Origin of the sequence: Bacteroides caecigallinarum (assembly GCF_021530995.1) — a bacterium.
GTDB classification, from domain to species: Bacteria; Bacteroidota; Bacteroidia; order Bacteroidales; family Bacteroidaceae; genus Phocaeicola; species Phocaeicola faecigallinarum.
The window spans coordinates 1-620 of the sequence record NZ_JADYTF010000276.1; the positions used below are offsets into that span (position 1 = coordinate 1).

Below are 620 nucleotides of genomic sequence, written 5' to 3' on the forward strand. Positions count from 1 at the left end.
AGGGATATACAATGCTTCCCATCGTAGATGATTTTGTTCAAAGATTCAATCTCGGCAATGATTTTGTAGTAATTGCAGACTCCGGACTTATGAGCGCAAAGAATGTAAAGCTACTCCGTGATGGTGGGTATAAGTATATAATAGGTGCCAGGATAAAGAAGGAGTCCGGCCGGATAATGGAGAAATAATTGCAACAGAGCGTCGGTGTGGGGTGTTCAATGATATCAAATATCCGGATGGAGACAGGCTTATTGTTGGATATTCTGATGAAAGAGCCAAGAAGAACGCATTCGATAGAGAACAAGGTGTGGAAAGGCTAAGAAAACGTTTTTCTACGGGAACACTGACGAAGGCGGACATCAACAAACGAGGCTACAACAAGTTCCTTTCAGTCAGTTCTGGAATTACAGTCTGCATAGATGAGGAAAAGATAAAGAAAGATGCAATATGGGATGGATTAAAAGGGTATAAGACAAATACTGATCTAAGTCCGGAGAAAGTCTATGAAGCCTATCAGAATCTATGGAATGTGGAACGGTCGTTTCGTATTACCAAAGGTACGCTGGATGTAAGACCGATGTTCCATTTCACGCCAAGAAGAATTGAGGCTCATGTTTGTA

1 protein-coding gene and 1 pseudogene are annotated in these 620 nt (G+C 41.5%); both read left to right on the forward strand.

What is annotated here, in order from left to right; genetic code table 11:
- A pseudogene (locus I6E24_RS16590) lies at positions 1–188 on the forward strand (IS1634 family transposase); the annotation flags it as partial.
- Positions 189–211: 23 nt separating this feature from the next.
- Positions 212–620: IS1634 family transposase (locus tag I6E24_RS16595; protein WP_235329825.1), on the forward strand; the 409-nt coding region annotated here is incomplete at its 3' end.